This is a genomic window from Streptodolium elevatio, assembly GCF_053592165.1.
Genome location: NZ_JBSFVE010000088.1, coordinates 1 through 1,121, shown reverse-complemented (window position 1 = coordinate 1,121; position 1,121 = coordinate 1). Strand labels below are relative to the sequence as shown.

Genomic DNA, 1,121 nt, shown 5'->3' with positions numbered 1-1,121 from the left:
CCCCAAGCCCGGAGGAACAAGAATCCTCGGGGTGCCCACGGTGGCCGACCGGATCGCCCAGACGGTGGTCGCACTGACGCTGGAGCCCAGGACGGAGTCGATCTTCCATGACGACTCCTACGGGTATCGGCCCAGGCGATCGGCGTTGCAGGCGGTCAGGCGGTGCCTACAGCGGTGCTGGAAGAAGGACTGGGTCATCGACCTCGATGTCCAGAGGTTCTTCGACTCCGTGGATCACGCCCTCATGGTCAAGGCCGTGGAGGCGAACACCGACCAGCGTTGGGTGGTGCTGTATGTGAAGCGGTGGCTGGTCGCGCCGCTTCAGCTGCCCGACGGAACCCTTCAGGAAAGGGACCGTGGAACTCCCCAGGGGTCCGCGGTCTCGCCCGTGCTGGCCAATCTGTTCATGCACTACGCGTTCGATCAGTTCCTGGCGCGGGAGTTCCCGACCGTGGAGTTCGAACGCTATGCGGATGACGCGGTGGTGCACTGTGTGACCGAGCGCCAGGCCCGACAGGTCTGGGCGGCGCTCGAAGCAAGGATGGAGCAAGTCGGGCTGCGACTGCATCCCGACAAGACCCGGCTCGTCTACTGCAAGGACAGTCGACGGCGGGGCTCTGCGGAGCACACGTCGTTCAAGTTCCTCGGGTATACGTTCGCCCCTCGGAAGGCGCGGTATCCGGACGGCAAAGCATTCACGTCGTTCCTGCCCGCGGTCAGTCCGGAGGCCCTCAAAGCCATGGGCCAGCAGGTCCGCGAATGGCGAATTCACCGGCGCACTGGACTCGAACTCATCGAGCTCGCCAACTGGATCAATCCGGTGGTGTCGGGCTGGATGACGTACTACGGCCGGTTTTACCGGTCGCAGCTGTATCCCTTCCTGCGACGCATCAACACCTACCTGATGCGATGGGCGCGGAAGAAGTACAAACGGTTGCGGGGCTACAAACGCTTCCGTGCCTGGTGGACCGGCCTCGTGCGACGAGCGCCGGGGCTCTTCAAACACTGGGTGTGGGACCGCGAGTTCGTCTGGACTCGATGAGAAGAGCGGAGTGACGGGAGACTGTCACGCTCCGTTCTGTGGGAGCCCGGGGGTGAGATCCCCCCGGGCCACCCGACCC

At 64.4% G+C, this 1,121-nt stretch carries 1 protein-coding gene; it reads left to right on the top strand.

The features are described from left to right. Nucleotides 1–1,042, top strand: a 1,042-nt coding sequence (gene ltrA, locus ACWD12_RS41120) for a group II intron reverse transcriptase/maturase (protein ID WP_450103970.1), incomplete at its 5' end; no start/stop codon positions are given. Nucleotides 1,043–1,121: the final 79 nt, after the last annotated feature.